24 protein-coding genes are annotated in these 24,623 nt (G+C 38.4%); 4 read left to right on the plus strand and 20 right to left on the minus strand.

Annotated features, from left to right (window positions below; genetic code table 11):
- Window position 1: 1 nt before the first annotated feature.
- From RICGR_RS04385 to RICGR_RS04435, 11 genes are all read right to left on the minus strand, one after another.
- Entirely contained in the window at window positions 2-784 is a 783-nt protein-coding gene (locus RICGR_RS04385; protein WP_006035459.1) for an HvfC/BufC N-terminal domain-containing protein, read from the minus strand.
- A complete protein-coding gene (gene bufB / locus RICGR_RS04390) occupies window positions 768-1,604 on the minus strand; it encodes an MNIO family bufferin maturase (RefSeq protein WP_006035311.1) in 837 nt (278 codons plus the stop codon). The genes RICGR_RS04385 and bufB overlap by 17 nt, the downstream gene beginning before the upstream one ends.
- A 108-nt stretch (window positions 1,605-1,712) precedes the next feature.
- Window positions 1,713-1,970 carry a hypothetical protein gene (locus RICGR_RS07950; protein WP_240992222.1) on the minus strand — a complete coding sequence of 86 codons (258 nt, stop codon included), beginning with the start codon at window positions 1,968-1,970 and terminating at the stop codon, window positions 1,713-1,715.
- Between the two features lie 169 nt (window positions 1,971-2,139).
- A complete protein-coding gene (locus RICGR_RS04400; protein ID WP_006034702.1) occupies window positions 2,140-3,189 on the minus strand; it encodes an undecaprenyl-phosphate alpha-N-acetylglucosaminyl 1-phosphate transferase in 1,050 nt (349 codons plus the stop codon).
- A gap of 13 nt (window positions 3,190-3,202) precedes the next feature.
- Window positions 3,203-3,976 carry a transaldolase gene (locus RICGR_RS04405; RefSeq protein WP_240992223.1) on the minus strand — a complete coding sequence of 258 codons (774 nt, stop codon included), beginning with the start codon at window positions 3,974-3,976 and terminating at the stop codon, window positions 3,203-3,205.
- A gap of 42 nt (window positions 3,977-4,018) precedes the next feature.
- Window positions 4,019-4,624, minus strand: coding sequence for an SIS domain-containing protein (locus tag RICGR_RS04410; RefSeq protein ID WP_006035189.1), 606 nt, complete (start codon window positions 4,622-4,624; stop codon window positions 4,019-4,021).
- 132 nt (window positions 4,625-4,756) lie between these two features.
- Window positions 4,757-4,936: a hypothetical protein gene (locus RICGR_RS04415; RefSeq protein ID WP_040615169.1), complete on the minus strand. Its 180-nt coding sequence runs from the start codon at window positions 4,934-4,936 to the stop codon at window positions 4,757-4,759.
- A gap of 170 nt (window positions 4,937-5,106) precedes the next feature.
- On the minus strand, window positions 5,107-6,858 hold the full coding sequence (msbA, locus tag RICGR_RS04420; protein WP_040615170.1) for a lipid A export permease/ATP-binding protein MsbA: 1,752 nt from the start codon (window positions 6,856-6,858) through the stop codon (window positions 5,107-5,109).
- A gap of 8 nt (window positions 6,859-6,866) precedes the next feature.
- On the minus strand, window positions 6,867-8,318 hold the full coding sequence (gene tldD, locus RICGR_RS04425; protein WP_006034704.1) for a metalloprotease TldD: 1,452 nt from the start codon (window positions 8,316-8,318) through the stop codon (window positions 6,867-6,869).
- Window positions 8,319-8,411: 93 nt separating this feature from the next.
- Complete coding sequence (locus RICGR_RS04430; RefSeq protein ID WP_006035868.1) at window positions 8,412-8,870, minus strand: hypothetical protein; 459 nt, start codon at window positions 8,868-8,870, stop codon at window positions 8,412-8,414.
- A gap of 186 nt (window positions 8,871-9,056) precedes the next feature.
- Window positions 9,057-12,080: a YhdP family phospholipid transporter gene (locus tag RICGR_RS04435; protein ID WP_006035269.1), complete on the minus strand. Its 3,024-nt coding sequence runs from the start codon at window positions 12,078-12,080 to the stop codon at window positions 9,057-9,059.
- Window positions 12,081-12,272: 192 nt separating this feature from the next.
- Here RICGR_RS04435 and RICGR_RS04440 point away from each other — a divergent pair, with 192 nt between their 5' ends.
- Window positions 12,273-13,097 (plus strand): glycosyltransferase family 2 protein, encoded by an 825-nt coding sequence (locus tag RICGR_RS04440; RefSeq protein WP_006035793.1) that lies wholly within the window; start codon window positions 12,273-12,275, stop codon window positions 13,095-13,097.
- Here RICGR_RS04440 and RICGR_RS04445 read toward each other — a convergent pair.
- The 9 genes from RICGR_RS04445 to RICGR_RS04490 all read right to left on the minus strand — a co-directional run bounded on the left by RICGR_RS04445 (window position 13,094) and on the right by RICGR_RS04490 (window position 21,131).
- On the minus strand, window positions 13,094-14,311 hold the full coding sequence (locus tag RICGR_RS04445) for an O-antigen ligase family protein (protein ID WP_006035719.1): 1,218 nt from the start codon (window positions 14,309-14,311) through the stop codon (window positions 13,094-13,096). The two genes, RICGR_RS04440 and RICGR_RS04445, sit on opposite strands and share 4 nt — an antisense overlap.
- Complete coding sequence (locus RICGR_RS04450; protein WP_006035011.1) at window positions 14,301-15,071, minus strand: glycosyltransferase family 2 protein; 771 nt, start codon at window positions 15,069-15,071, stop codon at window positions 14,301-14,303. Before RICGR_RS04450 ends, RICGR_RS04445 begins: the two co-directional genes overlap by 11 nt.
- 131 nt (window positions 15,072-15,202) lie before the next feature.
- Window positions 15,203-16,282, minus strand: a complete 1,080-nt coding sequence (locus tag RICGR_RS04455; protein WP_006035982.1) for a glycosyltransferase family 9 protein — start codon at window positions 16,280-16,282, stop codon at window positions 15,203-15,205.
- A 148-nt stretch (window positions 16,283-16,430) separates the two neighbouring features.
- Complete coding sequence (locus tag RICGR_RS04460) at window positions 16,431-16,640, minus strand: hypothetical protein (RefSeq protein WP_006035479.1); 210 nt, start codon at window positions 16,638-16,640, stop codon at window positions 16,431-16,433.
- Complete coding sequence (locus RICGR_RS04465) at window positions 16,640-16,891, minus strand: hypothetical protein (protein ID WP_006035661.1); 252 nt, start codon at window positions 16,889-16,891, stop codon at window positions 16,640-16,642. The genes RICGR_RS04460 and RICGR_RS04465 overlap by 1 nt, the downstream gene beginning before the upstream one ends.
- Before the next feature lie 500 nt (window positions 16,892-17,391).
- Entirely contained in the window at window positions 17,392-18,612 is a 1,221-nt protein-coding gene (locus RICGR_RS07505) for an N-acetylmuramoyl-L-alanine amidase (protein ID WP_006034774.1), read from the minus strand.
- A 90-nt stretch (window positions 18,613-18,702) separates the two neighbouring features.
- Window positions 18,703-19,188 (minus strand): rod shape-determining protein MreD, encoded by a 486-nt coding sequence (gene mreD, locus RICGR_RS04480; RefSeq protein ID WP_006035844.1) that lies wholly within the window; start codon window positions 19,186-19,188, stop codon window positions 18,703-18,705.
- A gap of 8 nt (window positions 19,189-19,196) precedes the next feature.
- Window positions 19,197-20,078: a rod shape-determining protein MreC gene (gene mreC, locus RICGR_RS04485; protein WP_081441694.1), complete on the minus strand. Its 882-nt coding sequence runs from the start codon at window positions 20,076-20,078 to the stop codon at window positions 19,197-19,199.
- 12 nt (window positions 20,079-20,090) lie between these two features.
- Entirely contained in the window at window positions 20,091-21,131 is a 1,041-nt protein-coding gene (locus RICGR_RS04490; RefSeq protein ID WP_006034668.1) for a rod shape-determining protein, read from the minus strand.
- A gap of 219 nt (window positions 21,132-21,350) precedes the next feature.
- On the opposite strand from RICGR_RS04490, the gene gatC reads away from it, so the two are divergent.
- From gatC to gatB, 3 genes are read left to right on the plus strand one after another with little or no spacing between them, the layout of a single operon-like run.
- Complete coding sequence (gene gatC, locus RICGR_RS04495) at window positions 21,351-21,638, plus strand: Asp-tRNA(Asn)/Glu-tRNA(Gln) amidotransferase subunit GatC (protein WP_006035626.1); 288 nt, start codon at window positions 21,351-21,353, stop codon at window positions 21,636-21,638.
- Between the two features lie 18 nt (window positions 21,639-21,656).
- Window positions 21,657-23,114, plus strand: a complete 1,458-nt coding sequence (gene gatA / locus RICGR_RS04500) for an Asp-tRNA(Asn)/Glu-tRNA(Gln) amidotransferase subunit GatA (RefSeq protein WP_040615532.1) — start codon at window positions 21,657-21,659, stop codon at window positions 23,112-23,114.
- An 8-nt stretch (window positions 23,115-23,122) separates the two neighbouring features.
- Window positions 23,123-24,616 carry an Asp-tRNA(Asn)/Glu-tRNA(Gln) amidotransferase subunit GatB gene (gene gatB / locus RICGR_RS04505; RefSeq protein ID WP_006035852.1) on the plus strand — a complete coding sequence of 498 codons (1,494 nt, stop codon included), beginning with the start codon at window positions 23,123-23,125 and terminating at the stop codon, window positions 24,614-24,616.
- Window positions 24,617-24,623 lie beyond the last annotated feature (7 nt).

Genomic DNA, 24,623 nt, shown 5'->3' on the forward strand with positions numbered 1-24,623 from the left:
TTTAAGAAAAATAAACCCCCGAAAGTAAATGATTATTTAACCATTTTGATAACAAATTGGCTACAAAGTGTGCCGTTTGGGATTCCTGCATAAGACCTTTATCATAAACCGCTTCACACACATCCGCAAAACACGAACCTCGGCTTAATTGCATGAAGGCCAATGCTTCCGCCTCGGTTATCGACGTGACATAAGATTGCAACGCTTTACGCCAAACCACACAATACGTCGATATCTTCTGTAACTCAGGTCTCGGCTTTTCCTGAACGAAGGCTTGCCATACCGCATAAATATTATAATTGAAATGAAAATAACGAACAGACGGATGAAATGTAAAACATAACGAGGGCCAATTTTGTTCAGGAATTTCAGCAAGGGTTTTTACAGACAAACACGGTGCATCCGCTGCTTCTAAACACGCGTTCAATGCCTTAATCAATTGTGCTAATTCACCGAGATACTGTTTTTCAGAATAAGGGGTGTTATCCATTAAAAACGATACGAAGGGTTCACTAAATTTTGAAATTGAATAAACCCGTGATGGATGCGCATCAATAAATGCTTCAGCCAATGCCATAAACGCTTCATCACCTAAAAACTGAGCCAGTACTCCATATTCTTGCGCTAAAGCATCGACCAAACGCCAGATATAAGCATTGCTATAGACCGCTAAACGTTCCCGCAGTGTCCCCTTTACTGGCTTTACCAGCCAATTTAAAATTTTCCCATTTTCATCCATTAAATGGGTTTGCATCGCGCGTTGCACATTAGCTAATGCAGACATGTTCTTTCCAGATCGTTTGTGCTCGTTTTTTGGCCTGTTGCAATTCAGTCAATAATACCGGAAACTCGGGTATATTATCATCCCGTTCTATCATCGTAGCCACTTTGCCAAATCGCTTTACCGCTTGCGTATAAAGGGACCATACCTTTTCAATAATAGGCGCATCATGCGTATCAATAATATAATCGCCACAATTTTTATGACCAGCTAAATGAAACTGACGCACCCGAGGAATAGGAATCGCATTGATATACACTAGTGGATCAAAGTGATGATTAACAGCACTGACATAAATATTATTAATATCAAGCAGGATGAAACAGTCGGCTTGTTCAGCGACTGCCGTTAAGAACTCCCATTCGGTGACAGACGAATCGCGGTATTCAATATAACTTGAAACATTTTCTAGCAAAATGCGTCGGCCTAAAAAATCTTGGACCTGTTTAACACGGGAAACGACGTGCTTCAATGCTTCTTCAGTATAAGGTAACGGTAATAAATCATGCATATTAAAACCATCAATACCCGTCCAACACAAGTGATCCGAAATCCAAACGGGTTGTAGTTTATCTGCGAGTGCTTTTACTTTTTTTAAATAGTCTTTATTCAACGGATCATAACTTCCTATCGACAAAGAAACGCCATGCAGCGCTAACGGATAATGTTCGCGGATGCGATGAAGATAATAAAGTGGCTTTCCTCCCGCGACTAAATAATCCTCAGTCATTGCTTCAAACCAATCGACTTTAGGTTGATGTTCTAAAATATAGGGAAAATGTTGCGACCGTAAACCCAGACCAAAACCGAGAAAAGCATCCATTGTCAGGATTAACCCATAAAAATCTTTTAATAAAAAAGCCGCGTACTACTACGCGGCTTTTATTGTACACAGTCTTATCATTAATGAACAGTCATTCCATTTAAGACATTATCCATTCATTTGATTGGTTGCATTTTCAGCAGTTCTGCAGCGACGATGGCGATGTTTTTTGTATTTTGGAGGACATACTTGCTTACATTGACTCATGCATTTACAGGTATTACATGGCGTCACGCAGGGTGGAGGACAAGATGCTTCACAGAGAGGCGTATTTTCTGGAATGTTTCGCGCACCTGTTGCACAACCTGATAAAAATATGGCGGCTGCAGTAGCAGCGATAACTAAACCTGATTTTTTCATGATCATGATCATTTATCCCCTATAATAAAAATAGATAAGAAAAATTTTTCTATCACGAATTCGCTGCTTATAGCATTAAATTATAGAACAGCGAGTGACACTTAGTTTTTATACATAATTGTAAAAGAATGCAAGTATTTTTTAATTTTAAATCCATAAGCGCACAAAAAATAAACTAATTTGTTTTTTTTATTAACGAATTGCGATAATAATTAACAATAAAAAAATAAATAATAAAAAGTATCAAAAAACTGAGAAACATCACACTTTCATTAAATTGATAATAAAAAGCACACAACCCGATTAAACCGAATACAACATTTAAACACCCGAAAAGAATATTAATTTGTAATGGAGAAAAATTTAAGGCCATTAATACATGATGACCGTGTTGTCTATCTGAAAAAATAGGGGGTTGGCCCTTTAGAAGACGATAAAGCATAACCGCCGTCGCATCAAAGAGTGGGACCGATACAATCCACAACATTGTTACGGGCATGATCGGCTGAGAATGACATTGAGAAAGCTCGATTAAAAACCACACTAAACTAAATCCTAATAACATACTTCCTGCGTCCCCCATAAATACCTGCGCTTGTGTACGACAAGGAAAAGGAAAATTAAATCCTAAAAAAGCGAGTACACATGCCATCAGTAATAGTAAAAGCATTTCTTGTGAAAAAAAATGGTGTGTCGCTGTTGCACAATAAAAAAGTAAACTGAGTTCTATGAAAACCAACGTTCCTGCTAAACCATCCACACCATCTACCATATTAATGGCGTTAATCACACCCAAGCCAGCAATCAGCGTTACCAATAAACTACTTAAGTGGTTTAAATGAATTGCTTTAAAAAAAATGAGATTGCCAAGATGTGTAATCACTATTTTCCCCCAAAAAATCATGAGTAATAGGGCCATTATTTGTGCAAGAAAACGACTTTTTGGCGACAATTCGTGAAAATCATCGAATAAACCAATAAAAACGAGTAAACCACAACCTGCGATATAACCCCGGTAATTTTGCAAGGAAATAGGCAAGGTTAATAACCCAGCTAATAAACCCATGAGCATCGCGATTCCCCCTATTAAAGGGATATGGCCTTGATGTTGTTTTCGGATATCCGGCATATCCACTAAGCCAAGACGTAACGCCAATGGGCGCAATAAAAAAATACAACACACAGTCATACTGAAACTAATTTCAGCAGAGAGAAAATGAATCATTTTTAGCGTTTATCTATAATACAAATTCCGCTTCGATCGCATCATTTCTAAACATTTTTACCGTTTCCAACGATACTTCATTTAAATCTCTACCGAGCCCACTTAGTTTTTTTAAAAGACTCGGGGTCACTGTAATAATCGGGCAGTGTATATTTTCAGCTTGAATAATATTCAGCACTTCTCGAGAACTGGCCCAAATTAATTCTTGGTTGGGTTTTTCTTTTAGAATCTGGAGCGCTTTAGCCATTAAAGGGACCGGATCAATACCCGTGTCCGCAATCCGGCCTGCAAATACGGAAAGGTAAGCAGGTGTATGCGTTCCGAGTAACTGACTAACTTGAACAACATGTTCTACGGTGGTCAATGCGGTTATATTTTGTTTAATGCCTTGCTGCGCCAGTTTTTCAATCAATTTGAACGTAAATTGACCCTGACTATCGGTAATCGGAATTTTAACGTAAACGTTCTCTGCTAAAGCACTAATCGCCAAGGCTTGGCGTTCCATTTCGACGATATCATCCGAAAAAACTTCAAATGAAATGGGTCGATCAGGGATGGCTTGTAAAAGTTCTTTCGCAAATTTTCGACAGTCCGTAATCCCTGATTTTTTCATTAACGTTGGGTTGGTAGTAAACCCTTTAATCAACGGATTTTTATACCACGCTAATAGGTCTGCCATTTCTGCTCCATCGGCAAATAAGTTAATGGTTAACGCGTTGAGCTTCATCCTATCTACTCCTTCATCAAGAAATAAAACAATAAAAAACGTTGCAGCCAATACCATCATCCCGTTAAGGCGATTGAGATAATCCGAGAAACAGAGAAAAATTTATACCTTGGCCGATTCTTCCCATTCCCATTTTGGAGTCATCCTTTTTAACTGAGGATGCATAATCATTAAATGCCATATCACTGCCTGAAACGCTTCAGCATGAGGTGTGATATGGTCAACATTGACGGTAGGAATCAATACGTAAGCATCCGCATGTTTTGCGGGATAACCTCCGTTTCTTCCCCAAATACCCACTATTTTAGAATTTTGTTTCCTGGCATAATCGACTGCAGCAATAAGATTAAGACTAATATTTCGCTCCAAATCACCTCCACCCACGGATAAAACAAATAACATGTCTTTTGCAGTCAAGCAACTCACCGTTAACCAGCTTGAAAATACCGTTCGCCAGCCTTCATCATTCGTTCGTGCCGTTAGTTCGGCGATGTTATCCGTCGGCGAATAGGCTTCGATACCCGCAAGTTTTCTAAAATCATTAACCGCATGTGAAGCGTTTGCTGCACTTCCACCAACACCTAAGAAAAAGAGACGTCCTTTCTGCTGTTTTAATTCAACGATTAATTGAACGATGTCCTCTATATCCTTTACATTCAGTTTATCTATAATCTGTTTCGTTTCGGTAAGAAATTTTTCTGCAAACATTTTAAATCCGTTTTTAAAATTAACTGTTCAATTTTCATCACCCGTTTTCTACTTTAGGCCTAAACGTAAGTCTAATACACAGATTACACTCAATATAAGGTAAAAATTTAAATGGAAAAAATTCTTTCGATTTTAATGTGAAATAAGGGATAATTTCTTCGATAATTCTGTAGGAACATTAACCTGTTCACGTTCTATAAACCATCGATACGATTGTTTATATTTTTTTTCAAATATTCTTTGCCCAGAAATTTTTCGAGCCAATGTGTATGCCCATCCGTCTTCACACGGAATATTTTCACGTAATTCCAAAGCGACATTCTTTCTGCTGTTTTATAGACAACGTTTCATAAAAAAGATGTTCGCCCAACCTGCGCCAATTTCTAACGTTAAGGAAAAAAAATTGACTGTTTTTTTAACCGATTAATAAAAAAATTCCATTTAACGTGTGACATGAATTATTTACTTCGTTTTCGAAACGACTAACAATCCCTAAACTGCATACTATAAAGCTTGGCATAATAACCATTCTTTTCAAGTAATTCTTGATGTGTTCCCCGCTCTATAATTTGGCCTGCATCTAAAACTAAAATTTGCTTTGCACGCTCTACGGTTGAAAGCCGATGTGCAATCACGAAGGTGGTTCGATTCTGCATCAACTTCTCCAAAGCCGCTTGTATATGGCGTTCTGCTTCCGTATCTAATGCAGAAGTTGCTTCATCTAGGATTAAAAACGGCGCATTCTTAAGCAAAGCGCGTGCAATGGCAATTCTTTGCCGTTGACCACCGGATAGTAGCACACCATTCTCACCAATCAAAGTATTCAGGCCTTGTGGTAATTGTTCAATAAACTCCATGGCATGAGCAGCCTGCGCAGCACGGACTATCGTAGCTTCACTCACATGGCTTAATTGTCCATAGGCGATATTGTGTGCAATCGTGTCGTTAAATAAGACGACATGCTGGGACACTAAAGCAAATTGATTCCGGAGATCTTTAAGCTTTATTTCACGGATATCCATACCGTCGATTAAAATATTCCCTAAATAATTATCATAAAATCGAGGTAATAAATTGACTAACGTAGACTTTCCACTCCCCGAACGACCTACTAAAGCAATCGTTTCACCTGGTTTTATGGTGAAACGAATATCCTGCAAAATGAGTTGTTCAGAGAGGTAAGCAAAACTGACCTTTCGACATTCTAAATGACCTTTTAATACATTCAGCGTATGGGTGCCTTCATCAGGTTCATTTTTCTCGTCCAATAATAGGAAGATACTCCCCGCTGCAGCAATTCCACGTTGAATAATGTTATTGACTGCCGCTAAATTACGCATGGGTTTGAGTAGAAGTAACATAGCACTCACGAGGGAAGTAAAGCCCCCTGCCGTAATATGCGTTAAATGTGAAATGGCTAAATAAATCGTTACAACAGCAATGGCACCTGCTATTAATTGCACGCCTGAACTGGCCAGAGAATTCGTCACCACTACTTTAAGCTCACGAAATCGATTTCGTGCTAATAATTTTTTAAATTTTTTAATTTCATAATCTTCACCACCAAACATACGAATCACTTTATAGCCGTCGATTACTTCTTCAGCCACTTGTGTCATTTCACTCATCGATTCCTGAACGGCACTATTTAAACTGCGCATACGTCGACTTGAATAACGAGCGATCCAAACCATACAAGGAACCGTAATAAAAAATAATACACTTAATTGCCAACTGGCCATCAACATCACAATAATTAATCCCAAAACAAAAAAACTTTCTTGGACTAACGTGATTAATGCATCGGTACTTGCGTTCGCCACTTGGTCCACATTATAAATAATGGTCGAAAGAAGTTGGCCTGATGTCGTTTTATCATAAAACGTAGTAGGCAAGCGAAGTAATTTAATGAGAATATCCTGTCGGATGTTCATCACCACACTTCGTGCGACGCGGGCTAAACAGTAACTGGATGAAAAATTAGCACTACTTCGCATTAAAAAAGCAATCATTAAAATAAAAGGAAGAAGATGAATAAAATGTTCATCTTTATTCACAAAGGCTTTATTAAGCAACGGTTTTAAAAACCAAATGAGCCCAGCATCCGTATTCGCTAATAAAATAGTGCCCAGGATGCCTAATAAAAACCAGCCCCAATAAGGATGGAGATAATGCAATAAACGCCGATAGCTATAAAACCCTTTGTGATAGTGCACTGTCGATGGTTCTGTCATATTTTTTATTAATTAAACGTAGTCCCACCCACGGTTAATGCATCAATTTTCAAGGTGGGTTGTCCAACACCTACGGGGACACTCTGACCTTCTTTACCACAACTACCAATACCACTGTCTAATTTAAGATCACGACCTATCATCGAAACGTGTGTTAATACATCTGGCCCATTGCCAATTAAAGTCGCCCCTTTAACAGGCTGTGTGACGCGGCCATTTTCAATTAAATACGCTTCACACGCTGAAAAAACAAATTTTCCTGATGTAATATCCACTTGCCCGCCGGAAAAATTCACGGCATAAATACCCTTTTTAACCGTTGCAATAATTTCTTCTGGAACATAAGGGCCAGGCAACAGATACGTATTGGTCATCCGTGGCAACGGTAAATGTGCAAACGATTCACGACGGCCATTTCCCGTTGAATGGGTCCCCATTAAACGGGCATTTAACTTATCCATCATATACGCTTTCAAAATACCCTTCTCAATTAAAACCGTCCGCTGCGAGCAGGTTCCTTCATCATCTATCGTCATTGAACCGCGCCGATTCGGCAATGTCCCGTCATCCACCACCGTACAACCGGGTGAAGCAATACGTTCCCCGATTCGATTCGAAAATGCAGAACTTCCTTTTCGATTAAAATCCCCTTCTAAACCATGGCCTACTGCTTCATGTAATAAAATACCTGGCCAACCGGGTCCTAATACCACCGGCATCGTTCCTGCAGGGGCTTTAACGGCATTTAAATTCAAAAGTGCTAAACGTACGGCTTCTTGAGTAAGATGGAGTGCCACCTGATCGTTAATAAAATAGCTATAGCCGGTCCTGCCACCGCCCCCTGCAAAACCTTGTTCACGTACGCCTTTATCTTCAGCAATGACACTCACATTTAAACGCACTAAAGGACGAATATCAGCCGCCATACATCCTTCATTATTCAGGACTAAGATGACTTCTTGCGTCCCCACTAAACTCGCATTAACCTGCTTAATGCGTGAATCAGAAGAACGAGCAAGGTCATCGACTTGACGAAGTAAGTTTATTTTTTCTTGTTCTGTCCACGACGAAATAGGATTAAGGGGTTCATAGAGTGGTTTCAAACGTGTGTTTTTTTCCCATGCACGAACGTGGCCCTGTTGGCCCATACTCGCAATGTTTCCAGCCATTTTTGCGGCTGATTCTAAAGCGGGCAATAGAATATCATCCGAATAAGCAAAACCTGTTTTGTCACCACTAATGGCGCGCACACCCACACCCCGTTCGATAGCAAAATTACCATTTTTAATAATACTATCTTCTAATATCCAGCTCTCTAATTGACTAACTTGGAAATATAAATCAGCCATATCAATTTGGGGCGCTAACAATCGCGCTAAAATCTTTTGTAACTGATTTTCTGTCAAGCCTGCTGGATCTAAAAGCGCTTCACGCGCTAAAATCAAATTGTTTTTTATCATGTTTGTCATCCTATCTTAGCTGCAGTCAGGATGCAATTTTAATAGCACCTCAATGCATGATGATCATTTAAAAATCCATCCCTCTTGACCGTATCATTGGTATTTTTTGTACTGTGGATGAATAGGTTGCATTTCATCAGTTAAATAGTGATAGCTATTCAAGCCGATATCTATTGTTTTATTTAACTCAATAAATTCAATCATTTTTTGGATTAAGATTTCTTTAAAAATTGAAGGGCATTCCTCAATACACGCTTTTAACCGGTCATAGCCAATGATATTGTGAACCAATACTTCCGGCACACTGAAAAAATCAAAAATGTCAAACAATCTATCCATAAGCGCATTGGCCGTCATATTTTCTTTTTCTACGAAATTGACAAACATGTGAAGTAATTGTGGAAACAACCATTCTTCACCTTCATGGCTAAATTCGGTTCTATCAAAATAGGGTTTCATTTTTGCATTTTTTAAATTTTCTAATAACATTGCTGGAGATTTTTTTATCCAAATAGAAAAAAGTACTACCGCATGAGAAAAACTTTGATTCACATTAATACATTTTTCTAAAACAAACGGTAAATAAAATTCAAATTCTTCACGTGATGTTTTGCTTAAATAATGAAGTAAAGGATTAATTAAACCTCTACCTGCTGTGCAATCTAACGCATAAAAAAATGATGTTTATTTTTATTGAACACAACAAGGAACCTTTATTATTGAGCATTGGACATGCGATTAACGGATAGAAGTTTTCACCACATCGGGTTTATCCCAAGAGCCTGTGATATGATAGGACGTTTCGGCAATTTTTTGCACGGTCGAACCTAGCACCGCATTGGCTAACCACGTCACGACACCCGCAACAGGCCCTCCCGCTAAGCCCACAATGACCGGTAAACTGGATGTAAAATGGGGTACGACTTTAATGGTTAAATCATAATCCTTATTCAATATACCGACGCGTCCTGCAATATTTATCAGTGCAACAGGCCCTTCAATCGTGGTGTCGCGTGTTACTGCATGTCCATTTCTTAACGTGAAATGACCTTGGAGGTTCGTGAAATCAAACCCTTTCGTTTTTAAATCACTAAAATCCAATTGCAAACGTCGTGTTAAGCTTTGTATGCTTAAAAACGTCAGTAACCGTCCAAAATTTAACTTCGCTTCGTTACTAGAACCAATATCCACGATCTGACCATTCGTCGCATTAAACGAAAAATATCCGTTTAATTTTCTAAGATTTATTTGATAGGGCGAACCTAACCAGTGTAAATTAAATTTTATATGCGATTGCTCTGCAATCATACTGGTCGGCAACCCCCAATTTCGTAAAAAATTGCTTAACTGACCACTGTCAAGTTGTCCTCTCAATTCGGTGGAATGACTTCCTTGAATATGCCAAGCACCGCTCGCAATCAGGTGATAATTTTCATCCCCTGCATTTAATTCTCTAATGAGCACTCCCCCGAGTACTGGATTTAATTTCAATTGTACGGCACCTAAACGAATGGCATTATAATAGACGGCTTTAGCATCCACATTCATTTTAGGCAATTGCTTAAAATTCCACGTATTGACTTTATTGAACTCCGCTGACGAATCTAAATTAATCTTTTCAAAATGGGCTACAATGGGTTTTACGTTATCATTGGGAATTAAAATAGTTCCCTTCGCCATTTTATTATCAACACTGAATTGCCATCCTTGTTGTTCTGGCTTTAACTGCGTTAAAATCCCTTCATAATGTACAGTTATTTGTAGCGTTGGTATGGAATGAATCGCTAATTCAATGGGCTTTTTCCACAATATTCCGGTTAATGCTGAGTTTGTTACACCGTTTTCATTAAAATTAAAAAAACCTGTTAGTTGATCAAGTTGAATAGCATGTTGAGGAATTTTTAGTTGCGCGCGTTCAATCTGACCTGAACCCAATACGGTTAATTTTTGTTTTCCTGCTTCAAGTGGAATAGCCATTTGCAAACGAAGATTCAGGGGGCCTATGAGTATTAAATTTTTCAATTGACCTAATAAACCTTTCGCTAAAGGGCTTGCCATCAAAAAAGCGTGACCTTGTTCTAAACGGGTATTTATTTCATGACTCACCAGCGTTAATACAGCCTGCACCTTTTTTTTTATGATAGGAATATCCGCCTGTATATTGTTTAACGTCGTATCCAACAAATTTGCTGAATGAACGGAGATATGCATTTTCCGACCTGAAAAAATGAGGTCACCATTGAGTTTTTCTAGCCGAGGCCACGCCTTATCATACGTTAAAGTCGCGTCTTTTATGTGGGTATCGATTAAGAAAGTTCCGTTATGTTTGTCAAATGGAAATTGATTTAAAGGTCCTTGTAATACTAAACTGCCCACACTGGATCCTTTGTTGATCGCCGTACTCAACCAGTGTATAAGTTCGGGTCCAAGTTGTGTTTGCGGTAAATAGTGACTCAACGCGCCCGAATCATTTAATTTCACATGCGCCAATAAACTCATTTCGGATTGTTCGGTGACTTTAGGAACTAATAAAGCCCACTGTGCATTAACAGATACCTCATCGTTATTGGCTTCAAATTGGGGCACTTGAATAATCCATTCATTATTTTTTTTCTGCCAATGCAATTGACTGAATAAACGATTCACAGGGAGTGGAGATTTAAATAACGGGCCAAAATCAAAATAACCTCCATTGGAATGCGCAACCAGTTTTCCATGATCCGGAGTGATATGAAGATACGCATCTAAATTTTGAATTCCTGGGATCGCTCGCCAACGTTTCATCCCAAACTGATGGACCACCGCATCGATATGCCACGTTTGAGGCGTGGATTGTCCGAGCAGATTGATAATAAAAGGCGAAAAAGAAAGCAGCGGTTGTTTCTCCATTTTTACTTGGGCTGACTGCAAATTATCAATGAACCCTTGAAATTGATCCCAATGATCCGATTGCCATCTTGCCCATATTTCGAAATTCGTGTTTATAGAGGATATCTGCACGGTTGGTTTCCACGCATTCATCCATTGATCCAATAAAATATGGTGACCTTGCAAATAAATAAGCCCTTTCAGATTATTCAACGAAAACGCAGAAGGTCTCCCTTCCAGATCGGCTTTAAAATTCAGAGTAGACATTTTTTCTTGTAAAAAATGTAATTGACCGCTGACTTGATGCCTATTACGGTTATTTTTCAACCGCAGCGCGACGCGCATGAGGGGCCATACTGGACCTGTTTTTGGATAAAACGTCAACCCGATATTTTCTAAACTGAACTGCGGTTCTGTTAAAATCAAAGCCGCTAGTTCATTCATCCCTTTTGTTTTTGATATGGAAGATTGATTCAATAATGTACTAATTCCAGTAAACACGAGTGAATTATCGTTCAGTTGATGCACCACTAATTCAACACCATTGATATCAACAGGACCCAATCGAAAACTGCCGTGTAATAAACTACGAAAGATATTAATACCTATATTCAGTGTATGAATACTTAATAAACGATGATGTTGTGTATTATCCCAAATAGCGATTTCAGAGGCGTGAAAAATCGGTGTTAAACCTTGCCAAGCGATAGAAAACTGTTTAATTTCGACCGGTTTTTTCAATATATTACTTATTAAATGGGAAATGACAGGCGCTTTCTTGTCGAAATAAGGGGTTAAAAGTTTCCCGGTAACCACAATTAATGCAAAAAAAACGATACTACTCGTTAAAAATACGAGGAGTAAACGCAATAAAGAATACAACAAATTTTTCATTCAATGAAAACCAAAAAATGAACGGTGATGCCGAGGCTCTAAAAAGCTAAATTAAATGAGTACAAATCAACGCAATCAAGAATTTTTCCCTGTGTGGCACGTTATGCATGCTTGTGATTAACGCCGGATTCATTATACTTTAAAATTTTTATTTCTTTTAATGAAATGATAATCTACTTCTAAAAATCGAATATGCGACCCAAATCGTTCTCTATTTCCGTTATTATAACGACCTTTAATCGTCCTGAAGCTTTGCGCCTTGTATTATTAGCGTTAACCCATCAAACCCAGTTACCTTCTGAAGTCATTGTCGCTGATGATGGATCAACATTCGCCACACGACTATTAATTAATCAATTAAAAAATCACGTTAATTATCCGCTCAAACAGATTTGGCAAAAAGATGAAGGATTTCAAGCCGCTAAAATCCGCAATAAAGCCAGTTTTTACACAAACGCTGATTATCTTATTTTTCTTGATGGCGACTGTATCCCTTTTCCCGATTTTATTGAAAAACATCACTTGTTGGCAGAGCCACAATGGTTTGTTTCAGGCCATCGTTTACTTCTTGAAAAAAAAGGAACAGAAACCATTCTAAAAACCTCGTACCCTGTCTATAAAGACAGTGCGCAACAATGGATATTACGTTATTTTCATCGCCAATCGAATCGATTATTTCCTTTATTACGTGTGCCTTTTAATAAACTACGAAAATTACACGCGAAACGATGGCAAGGTGCAAAAAGTTGTAATTTAGGCTTATGGAAAAAAGACTTTTTGACCGTTAATGGTTTCGATGAACGTTTCGTAGGGTGGGGCTATGAAGATTCTGATTTAGTCATCCGCTTAATTCGTGCCGGCGTTTATCGCAAATCAGGAAAATTTGCCATTCCTGTCATTCATTTATGGCATCCGCTCAACGGTCGCGCACAACAGGGGGAAAATTTGAGTTTACTCAAACAAATTATCCAAAATAAACAAATTCGTGCCAAAGTGGGTTTCGATAGATTCATTTAATCTGAATTTTTAGTGGACGCAAGCGGTAAAGAAGCAAAACAGAGTGCGGTAAAAATAACGTAAAAACAGCCTTGTGTGACGTCCATGAGCCAGGAATTAAATAAGGATCCGACTGCAATCGAGAGGAGAACGGCTTGTGCAAAATATTGGCGGTTCCCTGTTAAACGAAAACTTGTTATACCATGAACAACAAACAAGGCTAATAATACAATAAATCCAAGTAAGCCAAACTGGACAATAATATTAAAATATTCATTATGAGGATTTTGTGTTGCAACGTGTTTTTCTGAAGTAATCGATAAATAATCTTTTGCAAAGCTTCCTGTACCGGTTCCAATCCAAGGATGTTTTTTGATAAGTTTTAAACTATTTTGATAAAATTCTAAACGTAAACCGATTGATGTATCGCAGCTTCCGTGACGATATTGTGTCATTTGGCTCTGCGCTAACGCAAAACGGTTTTTAAAATTGGCAGGTAAAAATAATAAACCAGCGATTAAAAAAGTTGAAATGAAGACACTCATAGACAACCCTTTCCAAGAAAATTGCTGCCACGCCAGTAATAGGATCAAACTAAATAAAACAAGATAACCGGATCGACTGAGATTAATGAACAATACATCGTAAACGGCGACCAGTGAGAGTAAACCAAACAACCAGCGCCCTGCATTTTTTATTGAAAAAGCCAATACAGCATAGCAATAACCGGTCATTGCCAATAAAAATCCTGTAAAAATATGATCTTTAAAAACGCCAGAATCAGCAGGAAAACGATGTAAAAAGTCCCATGATCCAAAAAATTTAATGACCGAAATGAATAACGTTAACGTTGCTGAGAATAAAAAGGCAAAAAAAGCATATCGCGCCGTTTTTTTATCTCGAAAAACACTCAATAAAAAAAAACCTAACAAAAATTTGCTGTATTTTATTAACGTATGAAAAGCCATTGCCCTTGGCACTGTTGTATACGTAAGCCCTAGCAAAAATAAACTAAAAAATAAAATAAACATTAACCCCATCGGGTTATCGCGTAAAATAAGATATTTTTCATAGACATGTCCAGCCAACACACTACAAAGGACTGACGAAGAAAAAAAAATCATTAATGCGGCCGTCGAGAGCGGTAATGTCAATACGGTCAACACCGCAAATAATTGACTGAGTCGTTGAAAAAAATCGCGAGATGGATACACGCTGAATGAATTAACGGACATGATGTGTCTTATAAAGATAAATCAATTTTATATAGCGATAAAAAACACCGGAAGCATTCGATATGGCTAATATAAAACCTTCTCGTCCATCTAAAAAACCCAGTCTTAGCAAATAACCTCGAATAAAACACCAAAGCGCGTGTAGAATTGCTTTAAATAAGGTAGATTTTTTTCGTTTTTGATAAGCGACCTGCGCACCAAAACTCGAATAATACTCTAACTTCATTAATACGTGGCTCATTGTTTCCATGGTTTTGTGAAGCATAGGGTTCTTTAAACGCCCTAAATGTCGATAACCTTTTAATCGTTCATGTATCATCGACGATGTAAACTGAATAGGCGGCAAGCGACGAAATAACCGGACCACTTTATCGTTACGCCAATCACCATAACGCACTTTTTTCCCTGCAAAAAACGAGATTCTTTTTATTTCAAACGCATCATGTCTTTCTTGGGGATTATGATAAATAATCTGTTTTATTTCTTCGATCAAATCGTCACTTAAGCTTTCGTCAGCATCAATCGATAAAACCCATTGACCCTTTGCTTTATTTAAAGCGCGATTTTTTTGCACACCGAATCCTGGCCAATCGGTTAAAAAAATTTTCTGCGTATACGATCGGCAATACTCTAACGTACTATCTTGGCTGCCTGAATCAAAAATAATAATTTCATCAGCCCATTTTACAGAGTCCAAACACGATTGAATCGTTTTTTCAGCATCCTTCGTTATAATAATCACACTTAATGCAAGGATCATTTCAACAAATCTAAGAAATAACGGAATATATCATATTTTTAGAGTCAATGAATCGTTACTGAAATAAGGATTTCTACTGATTTCGCAAACTGCTTTTTTATCTCTCAAAGCGCAAAAAAAATGAGCGCTGCTTAAATTGACGCACGATCCATCAACAGTTGAATGTTATCAATAACTTGTTGAAAGGTTATATTTTTTAAACAACGACTGTGGCTTTGGCTATGTCGATCACAACCCTCTTGAAAACAAGGCACACAAACACCTGAACCTTGCATCAAATACACGTTATTTCGGAATTGTGATCCCGTTCGAACAAAAGGATTACGTAATGTCCAGGCTTTTGGCCAAGGACCCCATTTTATAGGGTTACTTGGGCCAAATAAAGCCAGGGTTGGTGTACCTAATGCTGCGGCCATATGGGTTACCACTGTGTCGGGTCCCACATAAAGCGTTGCCTGACTTAATAAAAAACCCAGTTGATTCAAACTGAAATGACCCACTGTATTAATAACCCCTTCGGGTAAACAACGCATGAGATCGGCTGCCATTTTTTTTTCTGTTTTCGTTTTATCACCGGTCAAAACCACACGGTAGTTCGCTTGTAATAACCAACGCGCAAGACCTATCCAACCTTCTTTCGTCCATTCTTTATAAGAAAATTTAGGGCATAAATGTAAAATCGCTATCTTTTTATTGAGATCAACCCATTGATTGACGTTATATTTATCTTTTTCTTGCCACGTAATAACAATTTCTGGATGCGGTGTGAGTTGTAGCGCTTCTGCTAAACGCAGGTTCATCAATACCGTATGGGTCGAAATATTATCAAAAGGGATCGCTTTAGAAAGTAAAAGGCGTTTCCACCAACGACTTTTATCCGTTCCTAACACACCGATTCGATAGGTTGAGGCGAAAAAAGCGTATAAGCTCGTTTTATCCCCAGGTAACGTAGAAACCGAAAGATTATAGCGCCGAAAAATTTTTTTAACGAGCTGATAATGTTGAGAAAAATTTGGTTGTTCTTCAATGCTTATAATGGTGTTGATATCTGGATTCGCATTGAGTACAGACTCTGTGCCTTTAAAAATTAAAAGATCAATCTTGGCTTTGGGCCAATGCACTTTAAAGGTTCGAATTAAAGGCGTAGCAAGAAGCACATCGCCTAAACGGCGGGTGCAAATAATTAAAATCCTTTTCGGTAAAAAAGGCATGTCCTTATTTTAATCCTATTGTATTTATTTGTGATAAAAATTTAATACGCTCATCTTTAAGGAAAAGTCAAATATTTTTTCATGATAGGCGTTAATTTCCAGGTAATAAAACATTTCTTTTATAAAAAAATTTTATGTTTAAACGGATTTAAGCCTTATCTTTAGAAATATCGACTTTTACATCGCCAAAGCATTGTATATTATAAAATTCATCTTTGATGTCCTTAAACCATTTTACGCGAGAATCAATACCAATAATTTCGCGAATAATCTGAAACATTTCGGCATAATGATTATTACATCCAAAATCATGTTCAAATTCGGATCCGTCAGATAGCCTTATCTTTACTTTACTCATCATTCCCCCTTTTTTGGATAACATTTGGCTGCTATTTTCGAGGATCGATTTCCTGTTAACCTAACGTGTATAGGCAAAATAGTGCTTAAATTGTCCATCAACCATTTATTTAAAGAGACATCCTCACCACTTAAAGAAACATTAATGGGTTTTTCAATATGAGCGGCTATTTTCGGTGCAATTCGTTTTTTGAATGCTGCATTACCCGAATAACTGAATAAACTACGCTTATTACTCGCTTTACGAAGCATACATTCCCCCCTTGGAACCCTTTTTTAGATTGCTGGAAAATTTTTTTAATTCGATGAGATTGATTTTGTTGAGTTAAAGCAATCAAGATACTAATTGATACGTTCTCTATTTTCTAATAACTGCTTTGTCGGAAGTTTTTTCGTGATACGATTTTTAAAGTATTCGTTTTTTTAAATTTTGATGCATAAATAAATAAATGAATGTTACTAGATATAGTGGATATTTTTTTTCAAACAACTATATTTAGTATGCATCTTTTTTACTTACATTGTTTTATTCAATCACGTATAATTACTTTAGCAAAGTATTGCATTATCCACAAGTTTTCAAGTGCTTTTTCACAACTTATGCAATTTAATGATAGGTTATCCTTACCTTCGCATAAAAAAGTGATTGATTAAATTTTTAAAGCGTTCACTAAAAAAATGTTTATCTTATTTAAACGATAAGATAAACATTAAAAAAAACGATAACTTTTTGAGGGTTAAACAAGCCTGCGTTAACTCATTACACAACATGCGAATGAATTTGTTTCATTATTATTTTCTGGATTTCTCGTTTCTTTAAAAAAGACGCTACTTTTTTTTTCAGTCGGTAAATTAAAAGAACGAGGATAATCGGTTAACATACTTTCGGGATAATATTTTTTTAGTAAGGCTTCTAAAAGACTAATCGTTCGCACACTGGGCGTGCCTGAATAATTTTCAGGTTCAAAATGCATTTGAAAGGATCGGATGACATTTTGTGTTTGTTCATCGAATTGACCCGTAGAATTAATATCATATCCATAGTGTCCTAGGGCATCTTGTATCCATTTATAATCAATTCCATGTTCAAGGGTTATTGCTTGTTCAATAGCACATACTTCGGCCTCATCAGGCCAAGCACCGATATTTCGTTCCGCTAATTTTTTCCACAAACGTGGACCGGGATCGATCTTTCTGCCGGGTGCAACATCACTGTGACCCAGTATAAATTGGGGTGGAATTTGATAATATGAATGTTCGCTTTCTTCATCAATTATGGCCATTGCAGGCTTAATGTTTTCTTCAATAAGCTTTACCAACGTATCATATTGGTGATCAGTATAGTCATCCCAAACGAGTTTTTTTTCTTGTTCTAATTGATAAAGATCCTTTGGTGTAATAGAAAGAAATCGATCATTTGATTGTCGCCACTGTTCAGCCCGTTTTTTATATTCTTCAATTATTGCTTCTGAGATTTTTTCCTTATAGCGCTCACGATCGGAGGGAGGTATCATGCCACGTTGCATATCAGATAAAAAAGCATCGAGTAATTTTTCATTCACTAATTGCTGGTAAACTGGCTCATGCTGTGCTTTTAAAGTTTCAACAATAAAAGTTTTCAATTGTGCTTCAATCTGATAAGTAAATACTATCTCTCCAGAATCTTGTACTAAACCAAAACCATAGTTAACGATTTCGATACCTATCGAATTATCATTTAAACTCTCTCTTCCTTTAAAATGACTACACCCTGCATGCCAAGCGCGATCATTGATATCGACCAATTTATAATAATCATAGGATTCTTCATCGACTTTAAAAGGTTGTTTGGGAACTAAAAAATGCGCACTCAAACCACCACGCGTCAACGTTTCTAATGAATCTTTTTCGTCGAAAGCAGTGTAATGTAAAACGATAAACCGTTGACGCTTATCAAAATTTCGTTTATCTACCGATATCCTTTTCTCTTTCATTATTCTCTCCGTTTTTAATTTTATTCCGGTTTACATTCTACTAAATATTTTTCCTGATAGAAACAAAAAATAATTTAAATCAATTAAAAATTAATGGCGCATTTCTAAAGGATTGATTCTTAACAGATAAGTTATCAACGGCCAAATGAGCGCACTCATTAACAAAGAAATCCAAACCCAACGAAAATCGATTACAAAACCTAACCACGCTTGTGTCACAATGAGTATTGTTTGATAGATTATTAACATAACGAAGACAAATAACATTTGCTGTGGTACAGGAAACATTCGAAATTGCAAATGAAAACGGTAGGCCAAATAAGCAACAACACAGAGTGCCAAACTATGTTCACCCAAATAACTTCCATATAACACATCGATGAATAATCCAAGTAACCAGGCTAATGTAAAATGAATATGTCCAGGCAATACCATGATCCAATAAATTAACACTAAGGGTAACCATAACGGAAAAAATAACGCGAACATCGGGGGTAAAGGAAGGATATTCAGTAAAATTGCTCCTGAAAAACTAATCACCATGAAGCATAACGTAGAAAAATAAAGCGGTCTCATGGGCTACCCTACTTTTTAATGGTCTTGCTTGACGCTTTTGCTTTTGAATGCGTGAACACCGTTGAATCACTGACCGGAGAAATAATCACGACTGGCCGATTTCTATTTAATTGAGCACTGGGATCAACCTGTATACTCGCAAAGGGTGTTGCAACGTTGGTATTAATGGTACTGACAATACCCACAGGATAACCTGCAGGATAGCGACCACCTAAACCGGAAGTCACCAACAGATCATTCACTTTAATATCCACGGTATCTGGAATATCTTTTAATAAAAGTTTGGCTATACGCCCTCTTCCCACTAAAATTCCTCTCGCATCGCTTCGCACATCTTGCACGGGAATTGCGCTACGAAAATCAGTGAGTAATAATACACGACTGTTAAAAAAATTAACACTAATCACTTGACCCATAACACCATTTGCATCCAAAACAGGTTGGCCTACTTTTATCCCTTCAGATTGTCCTTTATCAACAATCACTTCGTTCAGTAAAGGATCGGCGTTAACCCGTAACAATCGTGCTAAACGAAAATGCTGTTTTTTGAGGTGTTCAGTTGCGGCTAATAGTTGATTTAATTGTCTATTTTCACTTTCTAAAGCCGCATAGCGTTGCAGTTTAGCAAGCAAAACGACCTGTTCTCCTCGCAAAGCGATGTTTTCAGTTTGCAATTTTCGCTGCATTACAAAATATCGACTTATCGTATGAAAGAAATGAATAGGTGCATCAACGGTATACTGCAAGGGCGCCACAACGTTATTTAATAGGCGTCGAAGTGAAAATAAATAATGGTGATAATCCAATAAGATAAGTAATAACGACAAAAAAACAAAAAAAACAAGTCTTAATCCTAAAGATTTTTTTCCGCGGTTAAATAATAGTTTAATCGTATTTCCCTATTAATCTTTGACTAGAAAATCTCCACGCATTTCATCAATAATTTCAATGGCACGACCACCTCCTCTGGCGACACACGTTAATGGATCCTCTGCGACGACGACAGGCATACCCGTTTCCTCGGTGATTAAACGATCTAAGTTTCTTAATAAAGCGCCTCCTCCTGTCAACACCATTCCCCTTTCTGAAATATCAGCGGCTAATTCTGGAGGTGTTTGTTCTAGCCCGGTGCGAATAGCACCAATAATATTGGCTAATGGTTCTTGCAACGCTTCTAAGATTTCATTGCTATTCAAAACAAAAGCTCTTGGAACACCTTCTGAAATATTACGTCCACGCACTTCAATTTCACGGACTTCAGCCAACGAAAAAGCAGTACCAATTTCGTGCTTAATCCGTTCTGCCGTCGGCTCACCAATTAAGCTTCCATAACTTCGTCGCACATAATTAACAATGGAATCATCAAAACGATCCCCTCCTATACGGACCGATTGAGAATAAACAACCCCTCCTAAAGAAATAACAGCAACTTCAGTGGTTCCACCACCAATGTCAACGACTAAAGACCCGCGTGCTTCATCCACTGGCATTCCTGCACCAATCGCTGCCGCCATGGGCTCTTCAATCAAATAAACTTCTCTTGCGCCTGCACCTAAAGCGGATTCACGAATGGCTCTCCGCTCAACTTGCGTTGAACCACAGGGCACGCACACTAAAATTCGGGGTGCTGGACGCAAAAAGCGATTTTGATGTACTTTACTAATGAAATGTTGCAACATTTTTTCCGTTACATAAAAATCAGCAATAACACCGTCTTTTAAAGGACGTATTGCCGTAATATTACCTGGCGTACGACCTAACATCCGTTTCGCTTCCCAGCCAACGGCCAATACACGACGTTGGTTTCCTTCTTCTGAACGAATGGCAACAACGGAGGGTTCATTCAGAACAATCCCTTCACCACGCACATAAATTAATGAATTTGCCGTGCCTAAATCGATGGAAATGTCTTTAGAAAATAAACCACGGAATTTGCTTAGCATAAAGTTGACCACCTAGGGATGAGCGTTTACCTACACAATATAGTGCGTGCTTAAGCACTTTAGCAAATCTAGAAGATTTTATGCAAGAACCCAACCCAATCAAAAAACAAAACCAAGTCAGCGTTCCCATCTTCCTCCTGCGTTCAGAGATTAGCAAATCTCGTCGTAATCGGTATAATATCGACCTCTTTAAAGTACGTTCGGAGGAGTTTATTCGTAATGACCATTACACGGGAAGATGTTAATAAAATGGCTGATCTCGCCAAAATACAAATCAACGCTGAAGAAGTCACGCATTATTTAACCAGTTTGCAAAACATTCTGAAGCTCGCTCGTCAAATGGACGACGTCGATACGATGTCGATACAACCGGTTGCTCATCCTTTCGGCATCACGCAACGTTTACGTCCTGATAAAATAACGGAGACCGTCGATAGAAAAGATTTCCAACAACTGACAGCCCATACCGAAGCAGGACTTTATTGTGTTCCTCTTGTTTTAGAATAACTTTAGAGATTAATAATGATGCACCACCACACACTCACTGAATTATCCGCTGCGCTTCATGCCAAAAAAATATCAAGTACTGAATTAACTCAACATTTTTTAACACGGATTGATCACTATGATAAAACGTTCAATAGTTTTATTCGTGTCACTCACGCAAGTGCGCTTGAACAGGCGCAACAAGCGGACCTTTGCTATCACAAAGGTCGCGCAGGACCTTTAACTGGTATTCCTATTGCGCATAAAGATATTTTTTGCACAAAAGGGATTGAAACCAGTTGTGCCTCTAAAATGTTAGCGTATTTCATCCCTCCCTATGACGCCACATTGGTCCACGCTTTGAAACAAGCAGGAACTGTACTCTTAGGAAAAACCAACATGGATGAGTTTGCTATGGGATCATCCAACGAAAATAGTTTTTACGGTTCCGTTAAAAATCCTTGGGACATTTCACGGGTGCCTGGCGGGTCTTCTGGCGGTTCGAGTGCGGCAGTTGCAGCGCGTTTAACGCCTGCAGCAACCGGCACAGACACCGGTGGTTCCATACGACAACCTGCAGCGCTGTGTAACCTCACGGGACTTAAGCCAACGTATGGTCGCGTTTCACGCTATGGGCTCATTGCGTTTGCTTCCAGTCTTGATCAAGCCGGTCCCATGACCCACACTGCAGAAGATGCCGCGCTACTCATGAATGTTATGGCCGGTTTTGATGAAAAAGATTCAACCAGCATCGATTGCCCTGTGCCTGATTACCGATTAACACTCAATGATTCACTGGACGGTTTAAGAATTGGCTTGCCTAAAGAATATTTTTCAGACGCTCTTGATCCGAGCGTTGCCACAACGATTGAAACAGCTATAAAATGCTATGAGCAATTAGGTGCAAAAATTAGCGCTGTGAGTCTGCCGAACTGTCCACTGGTCATTCCCCCTTATTATATTATTGCTTCCGCTGAATGTTCTTCGAATCTCGCGCGCTATGATGGCGTGCGCTATGGTTATCGTTGCAATAATCCAGTTGATTTAAATGACCTTTATGAACGAACCCGTGGGGAAGGATTTGGCAATGAAGTCAAACGTCGACTGTTAATGGGCACTTATGTTTTATCGGCCGATTCTTACGATGCTTACTATGTGAAAGCGCAAAAAATTCGTGCACTGTTAATTCAAGAATTTGAAGACGCTTTTCAAAATGTTGATATTCTATTAGGACCCACGACACCAACAACCGCATTTAAACTGGGTGAAAAAACGAACGATCCGGTGAGTATGTATTTATCCGACATCTATACGATTGCTGTCAATTTGGCTGGTCTACCCGCTATTTCCATCCCCGCAGGATTTATTGACAACCTTCCTTTAGGAATGCAGCTGATTGGTCGTCCTTTTTCAGAAGCCAAATTACTGAATGTCGCGCACCGTTATCAACAGGAAACGAATTGGCATAAAAAAACACCGGAGAACTACACACGATGAACTCAGCTATGCTTGACGAATCTCAATTAAACAAAAAAAGCGTACCTTTTCAAAAACGTGCAACAGGCGATGCATGGGAGCCTGTTATCGGGCTTGAAGTACATGTTCAATTATCAACGCAATCAAAACTCTTTTCAGGCGCAGCAACCGCTTACGGTGCAAACCCTAATTCACAAGCCTGTGCAATCGATTTGGCATTACCTGGCGTCCTCCCTGTTTTAAATGCTGAAGCAGTGAGGATGGCCGTTAAGTTTGGTTTAAGTATTAAAGCAGACATTCCTCATTACTCCGTTTTTTCACGCAAAAATTATTTTTATCCTGATCTTCCAAAAGGTTATCAAATTAGTCAACATGAATATCCCATTGTTGGACGAGGTCAAATAACGATACATTTAGATCAGGGCGAACAAAAAACGATTCGTATTACACGTGCTCATTTAGAGGAAGATGCCGGTAAATCTTTTCATGAAGGATTCGAAAACATGACCGGCATCGATTTGAATCGCGCAGGAACCCCTTTGCTAGAAATCGTTTCAGAGCCTGATTTAACCTCGCCCCAAGAAGCTGTTATCTATCTTAAAACCTTACACAGTTTAGTGCGTTATCTGGATATCTCTGATGGTAATTTACAAGAAGGTTCTTTTCGCTGTGACGCAAATGTCTCTGTACGGAAAGTACATCAAAAAACGTGGGGTCAACGCGTTGAAATTAAAAATTTAAACTCCTTTCGTTTTGTCGAAAAAGCAATTCAATACGAAATTGAACGTCAAATTAACGTCTTAGAAAACGGCGGGCACATCATTCAAGAAACGCGTTTATATGATACGGATCAACAAGAAACGCGTTCCATGCGAAGTAAAGAAGATGCAAAAGATTATCGTTACTTTACAGACCCTGATTTATGTCCCGTCTCCCTTTCTGCAGAGTGGATAGAAAAAATCAACCAGAGTTTACCTGAATTACCTCAAAAAAAATGGATACGCTTCCAAAAGGACTATCAGCTGAGTGCTTACGATGCAAGTTTACTCACCGCAACACGCGGACTTGCTGATTATTTTGAAGCGGTGGTTAACGAAAAAGTACCCGCTAAACTAGCAGCCAATTGGATCATGGGTGAACTGGCTGCCGCGCTGAATAAAGCAAATTTAACGATTCATGAATCACCGCTCAGTCCGAAACGATTTGCCGGTTTATTGCACCGTATTGCCGATCAGACGCTGTCGAGTAATATTGCGAAAAATGTATTTGAAGCTTTATGGAATAGCGATAAAACAAGCGATCAAATTATTAAAGAAAAAAATTTACGTCAAGTCACGGATCACACCGCTATCTCGAAAATGATTGATGAAATTTTAGAAAAACATCCTCAGCAATTAGCCGAATATAAAGCTGGAAAAGATAAACTATTTGGTTTTTTTGTCGGCCAGGTTATGAAAGCCTCGGGCGGAAAACTAAACCCACAACAACTGAATCAGTTGTTAAAAGAAAAACTCGATCACTAAAAAATTT

This window comes from Rickettsiella grylli (genome assembly GCF_000168295.1).
Classification (GTDB): domain Bacteria; phylum Pseudomonadota; class Gammaproteobacteria; order Diplorickettsiales; family Diplorickettsiaceae; genus Aquirickettsiella; species Aquirickettsiella grylli.

Excerpts from the sequence above, each read along its gene's own strand:
- RICGR_RS04450 (WP_006035011.1), bottom strand. The coding sequence starts at position 15,071 with ATGATCCTTGCATTAAGTGTGATTATTATAACGAAGGATGCTGAAAAA.
- RICGR_RS04490 (WP_006034668.1), bottom strand. The coding sequence starts at position 21,131 with ATGCTAAGCAAATTCCGTGGTTTATTTTCTAAAGACATTTCCATCGAT.
- RICGR_RS04455 (WP_006035982.1), bottom strand. The coding sequence starts at position 16,282 with ATGCCTTTTTTACCGAAAAGGATTTTAATTATTTGCACCCGCCGTTTA.
- RICGR_RS04405 (WP_240992223.1), bottom strand. The coding sequence starts at position 3,976 with ATGATGGTATTGGCTGCAACGTTTTTTATTGTTTTATTTCTTGATGAA.
- RICGR_RS04410 (WP_006035189.1), bottom strand. The coding sequence starts at position 4,624 with ATGTTTGCAGAAAAATTTCTTACCGAAACGAAACAGATTATAGATAAA.
- tldD (WP_006034704.1), bottom strand. The coding sequence starts at position 8,318 with ATGATAAAAAACAATTTGATTTTAGCGCGTGAAGCGCTTTTAGATCCA.
- msbA (WP_040615170.1), bottom strand. The coding sequence starts at position 6,858 with ATGACAGAACCATCGACAGTGCACTATCACAAAGGGTTTTATAGCTAT.
- bufB (WP_006035311.1), bottom strand. The coding sequence starts at position 1,604 with ATGGATGCTTTTCTCGGTTTTGGTCTGGGTTTACGGTCGCAACATTTT.
- gatC (WP_006035626.1), top strand. The coding sequence starts at position 21,351 with ATGACCATTACACGGGAAGATGTTAATAAAATGGCTGATCTCGCCAAA.
- RICGR_RS07505 (WP_006034774.1), bottom strand. The coding sequence starts at position 18,612 with ATGAAAGAGAAAAGGATATCGGTAGATAAACGAAATTTTGATAAGCGT.
- mreD (WP_006035844.1), bottom strand. The coding sequence starts at position 19,188 with ATGAGACCGCTTTATTTTTCTACGTTATGCTTCATGGTGATTAGTTTT.
- gatB (WP_006035852.1), top strand. The coding sequence starts at position 23,123 with ATGCTTGACGAATCTCAATTAAACAAAAAAAGCGTACCTTTTCAAAAA.
- RICGR_RS04440 (WP_006035793.1), top strand. The coding sequence starts at position 12,273 with ATGCGACCCAAATCGTTCTCTATTTCCGTTATTATAACGACCTTTAAT.
- RICGR_RS04385 (WP_006035459.1), bottom strand. The coding sequence starts at position 784 with ATGTCTGCATTAGCTAATGTGCAACGCGCGATGCAAACCCATTTAATG.
- RICGR_RS07950 (WP_240992222.1), bottom strand. The coding sequence starts at position 1,970 with ATGATCATGAAAAAATCAGGTTTAGTTATCGCTGCTACTGCAGCCGCC.
- RICGR_RS04400 (WP_006034702.1), bottom strand. The coding sequence starts at position 3,189 with ATGATTCATTTTCTCTCTGCTGAAATTAGTTTCAGTATGACTGTGTGT.
- gatA (WP_040615532.1), top strand. The coding sequence starts at position 21,657 with ATGCACCACCACACACTCACTGAATTATCCGCTGCGCTTCATGCCAAA.
- RICGR_RS04460 (WP_006035479.1), bottom strand. The coding sequence starts at position 16,640 with ATGAGTAAAGTAAAGATAAGGCTATCTGACGGATCCGAATTTGAACAT.
- RICGR_RS04465 (WP_006035661.1), bottom strand. The coding sequence starts at position 16,891 with ATGCTTCGTAAAGCGAGTAATAAGCGTAGTTTATTCAGTTATTCGGGT.
- RICGR_RS04435 (WP_006035269.1), bottom strand. The coding sequence starts at position 12,080 with ATGAAAAATTTGTTGTATTCTTTATTGCGTTTACTCCTCGTATTTTTA.
- RICGR_RS04445 (WP_006035719.1), bottom strand. The coding sequence starts at position 14,311 with ATGTCCGTTAATTCATTCAGCGTGTATCCATCTCGCGATTTTTTTCAA.